Below are 7,013 nucleotides of genomic sequence, written 5' to 3' on the forward strand. Positions count from 1 at the left end.
AGGGAAAGTTGAACATTGCTGGGTGTGATGTTTATTTTTTGTTACGTACAGCGTAAGGTGTGCGGCGAATCACAAGACAGCACCCATCTTGCGCTGCTCACTCAGCGTTACCGGTGCGCTAAATAATAAGAATTCATGCTGTTTGGTTCGGCGTGAGCAATGAACAAATGTTTGGCAGGAAATATGGGTGAAATATGATGGATTTAATCAGTGGGCTGCCGGTAAGTCTTGAGCTATTGGGGATACTCTTTTTCGTCGCAATGCTGGCGGGTTTTATTGATTCTATTGCTGGAGGCGGTGGGTTATTAACCGTTCCCGCGCTGTTAGCCGTGGGCGTACCGCCTGCGCAGGCGCTAGCAACCAATAAGCTGCAATCGGTAGGCGGCTCGTTTTCTGCCAGCCTGTATTTTATTCGTCGCAAAGCCATCGATCTAAACGACCAGAAACTGGTGATTGCGTTGACCTTTATCGGGTCAATGATCGGCTCGATTTTGGTACAGAATATTCGGGCAGATATTCTGCGCCAACTGCTGCCGCTGCTGGTGGCGGGAATTGGCGTCTATTTTCTGCTCACGCCTCGATTAGGTGAATCAGACCGTCTGCGGCGGTTATCGTATATCCCGTTTGCCGTCGTGGCAGGCGGCTGTGTGGGCTTTTATGACGGCTTTTTTGGCCCTGGTGCGGGTTCGTTCTATGCGTTGGCTTATGTCACGCTATGCGGATTTAATCTCGCCAAATCTACGGCGCACGCCAAAGTCTTGAATTTTACTTCCAACGTGGCCGCGCTGATGTTTTTTATCATCGGTGGCAAAGTCATTTGGTCGATTGGCTTGGTAATGCTGGTAGGGCAGGTGATTGGTGCCAGAGCGGGTGCAAAAATGGTGCTCAGTAAAGGACAAAAGCTGATAAGGCCGATGATCGTTTTTGTGTCGTTAGCAATGACCTGTAAGCTGATGTATGACAACCATGGGCCAGAAATTATGCAATGGCTAGGCCATTGGTTCTGAATAACCACACTTTATTTGCGTATTAACGCTATTGATAGTGCGCCTTTGCGGTGAGCGTGAGATAATTTCCTCATACCCGTCATATTTGAAGCTGCATCAGCGTTGGCTGCACTCACTTACCCGAATCACTTACTTGAGTAAGCTCATCGGGGTTCGCTCCTTTGCCGCCTTGATGCAACTCCAATTATCTTGGGTATGGGTTAGCGGTATCGTTTCAACGATGCCGCTTTTTAATGATTTTTTTGTCGACGGCCATCATGTCTCAAACTCACCATTTTCAGCAATTAATCGATCTGTTCAATCAGACCTTCAGTGACGACTATCAAACACAGCTTGTAGCCGGTGATGATGAGCCGATTTATCTACCTGCGGATGAAACATCACCTTTCCACCGTATCGTTTTTGCCCATGGCTTTTACGCCAGCGCCCTGCATGAAATTTCTCACTGGTGTATTGCCGGTGAAGCGCGTCGTCAGCAGGTTGATTATGGTTATTGGTATTGCCCAGACGGTCGCGATGCTAAAACACAGTGTGAATTTGAAGTGGTAGAGATTAAACCGCAGGCGTTTGACTGGCTATTCTGCGAAGCGGCAGGTTATCCATTTAACGTCAGTTGCGACAATCTTGAGGGGGATTTCGATCCCGATCGCATCGCGTTTCAGCGAAAAGTGCGTGAGCAGGTTCTCTGGTATTTAGAAAACGGCATTCCAGAACGTCCAGCGCGCTTTATTCAAGCGTTACAATCGTTTTACAATACGCCAACGCTAACCGCTGATAGGTTCCCCTATCCGGAAGATTTATAATAATCCCGAGGACCCACGATGATCGCAGATTTTGAAACCCGCATTCTGGCGCTGATTGATGACATGGTTGAACACGCCAGTGATGACGAATTATTTGCCGGAGGCTATCTGCGTGGGCATTTAACGTTGGCAGTGGCTGAATTGGAAGCTGAGGGCGAACATACGCCGGCGGCGCTCAATGACGCGGTTCAGCACAGCTTGGACAAAGCCATTAAAGCCGGTGAGCTTTCCCCACCTGACCAGATTCTGGTGAACAATATGTGGGAATCGCTGTTTGCTAAGGTTTCTGGCTAAACCTCGGCATACCCCCCTCTTACCCCTCCTTTTGCAAGGAGGGGGCGTTCGGTGCAAGTTGAAACCTGATCGGCTTCTCTCCCTGACAAGGGGGAGGTTGGGAGAGGGTAATTACCGACGCATATCTTAATTAAACCGCTTTTCCCTTTAATAATTTCCGCACCCACATTCTGTTCGGATTCAACGCATTCAATACGTCTTGCTCCAGCGGTATCGCTTCGCCATAAATTTGCGACGCGAGCACTTCAGCACATAGCGGAGCGCTGCATAAGCCACGTGAGCCGAGTCCACCAATCATAAATAAATCGGGATAAACCGGCGCTGAGATAACGGATTCAGGCGTGGATTTTTGCGCCATCAGATCCTGATAGTGCGCGAGCGTTGCTGCGTAGTTTGGAACAGCGCCCACCATCGGCATGTGATCGCGAATGGCACAGCGCACGCCAACGCGTGCTTCGTTGCCGCTAATATCGACTTGGTTCGGCCATGCAACCTGAGGAAGGCATTTCAATAGGCGGTCACGATTTTCTTGCTGATCGGATGCAGAGAAATTCAGGTCGGTTTCATTGCGTTGATAGCTGGCACCAATGCAGTGATGTTGATTAGCGGGGTTCACCGGTGTTAGATATCCGTCGTAACACAGAACCTGCTTAAGCGGGCCTAAAACCGGATTGGTCGGAATGTGGCTCACCTGACCTCGTACCGCCGAAAGCGGCAGCGCCTCGGTTTGCATGAAATGATTTAAACGATGTCCGTTAGCCAAAACCACACAGCCGTGCTGTTTGATCTCGCTATTGCTGAATGCCAGCCGCCAACCATTTTCATCGTGTGCTAGCTCCGTGAGTTCGGCGTTAAAGCGGGTGACCAATCCTTGAGACTGAGCTAAATCAATCACGGCCTGTGTGAGCTGTGAAGGACAAAGCCAGCCACCGGCACCGTAGGTCACGCCATCATGAGGAATATCCAATCCTGCAAGCCGTGTTAGCGTAGCTGCGTCGCCTTGTTCGGCCAGCCACTGTGGCCAGTCAGTGGTGAGTATTTGCGTAATTTTATCGCTGCTTTTTTCATCCCAGCCCAGCTGGCTAACGCCGCACCATTGGTGATCGAACGTAAGGCCAATGCTTAACAATTCATCATATTGGCGACGCGCGAAGGCGAAGGCGCTGATGAAAAAGCGTTCTAACGGATTATTGCGGCCGTTAAGCAGCGGATAGAGAGCACCTTGGCGGTTACCCGATGCGCCAAGCGCAGGCTTCGGATCGGCGCAGTATAGCGTGACATGACTGCCGCGTTTGAGTAGCGCCAAGGCCGCTAGCGCGGAGGCGATACCGCCGCCGATGAGGGCAATGTCGTGGGTATTTTGCGCCTTGGGGCGATCAAACCACGGCGTTGGCGAAGAGGGTGATTCTCTCTCTGCACGGATCCCCGTCAGCATTTCACGTTTTTGACCAAAGCCTTTGACGCGCTGCACGTTGAAACCGGCCTCCTGTAAACCACGGCGCACAAAGCCTGCGGCGGTGAAGGTGGCAAACGTGCCGTCTTTTTTTGCTAGCTTGACCATGGTGTCAAACAGCTCAGGCGTCCACATATCTGGGTTTTTGGATGGAGCGAAGCCGTCTAAAAACCAGGCATTGATCTGTTGGTTGAGGCTGTGCGGCAAAGCGTGAATAAGCTCATTGACGTCGCCAAACCATAAATCAAGCGTGATCCGCCCATTGGCTAAAAATACGCGGTGACAACCGGGAAGTGCGGCTGGCCAAACAGCGCACAGCTGTTCACTGAAATGTTTTAATTCGGGCCAGCGTGCGTGAGCAGCGGCAAGATCGTCAGCCAGTAATGGATATTTTTCGAAGCTGACATAATGAAGATGCTTGAATGGGCTGTCAGGATGCTGTTGTTCAAAGGCATCAAAGGCTTGCCACAGGGTTAAAAAGTTAAGGCCGGTTCCAAACCCCGTCTCTGCCACGGTGAAAGTGCGCTCTTGTGCTTGTAGCCAGCGTTCTGCTAGATGATTACCCTGCAAGAATACGTAACGAGTTTCTGAAAGCCCGTCCTGATTGGAAAAATAAACATCATCAAACTGTTGCGAAACCGGTGTTCCCTGTTCATTCCAGCTTAATTTTGCATTCTGAATAATTGAATTGCTCACGGGTTTTTACTCTAAATACAGATATAAAGGGATTTTAACGGTCTCGGACAGGGACGGCAAATATGCCTCTATCTGGTTCAACCACATCTGATCGGACTTGCTCGGCGTACAAGTGTACGCTAAAGTGCGTCTCAAAATCCCGAATGAACAATATCTGTGTAAGAGGTTAAGACATGAAACGTGCAGTAATTACTGGCTTGGGCGTTGTTTCCAGCATCGGTAACAACCAGCAGGAGGTTCTGGCGTCTCTGAAAGAAGGGCGTTCGGGTATCACCTTCGCGCCTGAACTTAAAGAGGCCGGTATGCGTAGCCACGTATGGGGCAACATCAAGCTGGATACCACCGGCATGATTGACCGTAAAGTGATGCGCTTCATGAGTGATGCATCCATCTACGCTTACCTCTCCATGCAGGAAGCGATCAAAGATTCTGGTTTAGCCGATGATATGGTTTCTAACGACCGTACTGGCCTGATCGTCGGTTCCGGCGGTGGTTCTCCACGCAATCAGGTTGCAGGCGCTGACGGCATGCGTTCACGCGGTCTGCGTGGCGTGGGTCCATACATGGTGACCAAAGCAATGGGTTCTGGCGTGTCTGCTTGCTTGGCAACACCGTTCAAAATCCGTGGCGTTAACTATTCCATCAGCTCTGCGTGTGCGACTTCCGCTCACTGTATCGGTAACGCGGTAGAGATGATTCAACTAGGTAAACAAGACGTTGTGTTTGCTGGCGGCGGCGAAGAGCTGTGCTGGGAACTGGCTTGTGAATTTGATGCGATGGGCGCGTTGTCGACTCAGTACAACGAAACCCCTGATAAAGCATCACGTACTTATGACACCAAGCGTGACGGTTTCGTTATCTCTGGCGGCGGCGGTATCGTTGTGGTTGAAGAACTGGAACACGCTCTGGCACGTGGCGCACATATCTATGCTGAAATCGTTGGCTACGGCGCAACTTCAGACGGCTACGATATGGTTGCTCCATCAGGTGAAGGCGCAGCGCGCTGCATGCGTATGGCGATGAAAGATCTGGATGCACCAGTGGATTACCTGAACGTACACGGTACATCTACACCGGTGGGTGACGTGAAAGAGCTGGGTGCGATCCGTGAAGTCTTCGGCGACAACACCCCTGCGATTTCTTCAACTAAAGCCATGACCGGTCATGCTCTGGGTGCCGCTGGCGTTCACGAAGCTATCTACACTTTGCTGATGTTGGAACACGGCTTTGTAGCGCCAAGCATCAACATTGAAGAGCTGGACGAGCAGGCTCAGGGTATGAACATCGTGACTGAGCCAACTCAGCGCGATCTGAATACCGTGATGTCTAACAGCTTTGGCTTCGGTGGTACTAACGCCACGCTGGTTATGAAAAAATTCCAGAAGTAATTCATTTACTGATGGCATAAAAAAACCCGCAAAATGCGGGTTTTTTGTTTTTAGCGGGTTTGATTTATTCTTTTTCAATCATCTGCGCAACGTCATTGGTATTGATCTGACGATTGACGCCGTCCTGATCCACGTAGCTTGTCATTCCTGTGTCTTTATCAATTTTCGGTTTCCCCTGTGTGACGATCATCTCCCCTGATTTCGTCGACATCACATAATCACTTGAACAACCGGCTACCATCAAAACTGCTGCGCCGATACAGAGCATCGAAAGAATTTTTTTCATTTTATGTCATCCTTTTAGTAAGTCTTTTACAAGCATAGATCATAACAGGAGGTTGCAATGCGATTCGCCCGCAAAAATGAAATAATCCTTACAAATCATGTCAAATGTGTCGCCAAGCCGACGTTTCATTAAGGCGAAAAACTATGGGCTCGCATTCAACCCACCCAGGATAGGATTAACCTCTATGCGGATGGTATGAGGTAGGGGGCTAAACAATGACACATATCGATAATCGGCTACGTATAGTCAGCCATATTTTGTGTTCCATCTACGATATGACCTTCGGTAGCAACAGTAAAAAGATGAATTATATGACAGATGTTTATTAGCCAAAGTTGATGATCTATAGCGCGGTAATAAAATAAATATTAGGTTTAATGTGAGTGTTTATATGACTCATGTCCGTGGTGTTTAGATTATTATGGGAATATTTTAATAAAGCATGAGTTGTGTGAAAGGATATATAGATTCTATATATCAATAAAGATTAAATTTTCAAAGACAAACACTAACATCACGACATGAGCAGCAATGAAGGCGGCACTGCGCAAGGTTAGCTGCTTAAAAAACAACTTAAGTAATAAGCTGGTTAAAATGATCATCATGGCATCCCTGTGATTAATAGTTCTAATATTTAAAATTAAAATAACAAGCGTTATTACTTTTACGTAGTTACCTATTAATTATTTTTAAGCATTCTATCTATTACCCATACCCATACCCATGTTCAAGGTGTGGAATATAAATAAATAAGTATATTCTTAGCTAAATAAAATAGAGCAAAATATTAGCGTGTAGAACCCTAAAGAATTTTACTCTGGGTATAGCGCTAGACGTTGGTTGAAGTGTTTGCGTTGGCAGTATTAAGTAGAGATATGTGGTGCTATGGTGCGTCAATTTTAGATTTTAAACTTAGAGCATAAAGAATAAGGCCGCAGAATAATCTGCGGCCTTACTGATATCTAAACTTTTAAACTTATGCTTTTGGTGCTGCAGCAGTAGCTGGCGCTGCTTTTTTGTGATGCTGAGCTTTTTTAGCGGCCTGAGCTTTCTGAGCTACCGGTGCTGCTTTTTTGTGATGCTGAG

General features: G+C 48.1%; 6 protein-coding genes. 4 read left to right on the forward strand and 2 right to left on the reverse strand.

Features of this window, described 5'->3' with window-relative positions:
- Nucleotides 1-194 precede the first annotated feature (194 nt).
- The 3 genes from BN1044_RS22935 (at nucleotide 195) to BN1044_RS22950 (ending at nucleotide 2,104) form a co-directional block, all read left to right on the forward strand.
- Complete coding sequence (locus BN1044_RS22935) at nucleotides 195-1,007, forward strand: sulfite exporter TauE/SafE family protein (RefSeq protein ID WP_072310628.1); 813 nt, start codon at nucleotides 195-197, stop codon at nucleotides 1,005-1,007.
- Nucleotides 1,008-1,264: 257 nt separating this feature from the next.
- Nucleotides 1,265-1,810, forward strand: a complete 546-nt coding sequence (locus BN1044_RS22945) for an elongation factor P hydroxylase (RefSeq protein WP_025797781.1) — start codon at nucleotides 1,265-1,267, stop codon at nucleotides 1,808-1,810.
- A gap of 18 nt (nucleotides 1,811-1,828) precedes the next feature.
- Complete coding sequence (locus BN1044_RS22950; protein WP_025797782.1) at nucleotides 1,829-2,104, forward strand: YfcL family protein; 276 nt, start codon at nucleotides 1,829-1,831, stop codon at nucleotides 2,102-2,104.
- Between the two features lie 130 nt (nucleotides 2,105-2,234).
- Here the strand turns inward: BN1044_RS22950 and mnmC are convergent, their stop codons facing one another.
- Complete coding sequence (gene mnmC / locus BN1044_RS22955) at nucleotides 2,235-4,253, reverse strand: bifunctional tRNA (5-methylaminomethyl-2-thiouridine)(34)-methyltransferase MnmC2/FAD-dependent 5-carboxymethylaminomethyl-2-thiouridine(34) oxidoreductase MnmC1 (RefSeq protein WP_072310630.1); 2,019 nt, start codon at nucleotides 4,251-4,253, stop codon at nucleotides 2,235-2,237.
- Nucleotides 4,254-4,426: 173 nt separating this feature from the next.
- On the opposite strand from mnmC, the gene fabB reads away from it, so the two are divergent.
- Nucleotides 4,427-5,641, forward strand: coding sequence for a beta-ketoacyl-ACP synthase I (gene fabB / locus BN1044_RS22960; protein ID WP_025797786.1), 1,215 nt, complete (start codon nucleotides 4,427-4,429; stop codon nucleotides 5,639-5,641).
- A 64-nt stretch (nucleotides 5,642-5,705) separates the two neighbouring features.
- Here fabB and BN1044_RS22965 read toward each other — a convergent pair whose 3' ends face one another.
- Nucleotides 5,706-5,927: a YgdI/YgdR family lipoprotein gene (locus BN1044_RS22965; RefSeq protein WP_025797788.1), complete on the reverse strand. Its 222-nt coding sequence runs from the start codon at nucleotides 5,925-5,927 to the stop codon at nucleotides 5,706-5,708.
- Nucleotides 5,928-7,013: the final 1,086 nt, after the last annotated feature.

Origin of the sequence: Hafnia alvei (assembly GCF_900095695.1) — a bacterium.
In the GTDB taxonomy this organism is placed as follows: domain Bacteria; phylum Pseudomonadota; class Gammaproteobacteria; order Enterobacterales; family Enterobacteriaceae; genus Hafnia; species Hafnia alvei_B.

Excerpts from the sequence above, each read along its gene's own strand:
- BN1044_RS22935 (WP_072310628.1), top strand. The coding sequence starts at position 195 with ATGATGGATTTAATCAGTGGGCTGCCGGTAAGTCTTGAGCTATTGGGG.
- BN1044_RS22945 (WP_025797781.1), top strand. The coding sequence starts at position 1,265 with ATGTCTCAAACTCACCATTTTCAGCAATTAATCGATCTGTTCAATCAG.
- BN1044_RS22950 (WP_025797782.1), top strand. The coding sequence starts at position 1,829 with ATGATCGCAGATTTTGAAACCCGCATTCTGGCGCTGATTGATGACATG.
- fabB (WP_025797786.1), top strand. The coding sequence starts at position 4,427 with ATGAAACGTGCAGTAATTACTGGCTTGGGCGTTGTTTCCAGCATCGGT.
- BN1044_RS22965 (WP_025797788.1), bottom strand. The coding sequence starts at position 5,927 with ATGAAAAAAATTCTTTCGATGCTCTGTATCGGCGCAGCAGTTTTGATG.